General features: G+C 49.6%; 1 protein-coding gene. It reads left to right on the top strand.

Annotated elements, in window-relative coordinates:
- On the top strand, positions 1-270 hold a 270-nt coding region (locus AC0QH1_RS00685; protein WP_324628803.1), incomplete at both ends, for a hypothetical protein.

The raw sequence follows: 270 nt of genomic DNA, 5'->3' as shown, positions 1-270 counted from the left end.
ATTACGCCAGACGAACCGAATTTCGATGAGGCTTTAGGAGATTTGGTGTCTGACCTAGAATCGGTTTTAGAGGACACTGAAACCTCGGATGAAGCCTCAGAATCTGACTCCGAAACCGATGCTGCGATCGCTGATGATGAAACCGGAGAAGAAACCGACGACAGTGATGCAGTTGCTGACGACGAAACCGGAGAAGAAACCGAGGATAGTGATGCGGTAGCTTCTGATGAGGAATCCGAGGACAGTGATGCGGTAGCTTCTGATGAGGAA

It is taken from the genome of Phormidium sp. CCY1219, from assembly GCF_055795085.1.
The sequence above is the reverse complement of the archived record's forward strand: the minus strand, read 5'-3'. Positions and strand labels throughout refer to the sequence as shown.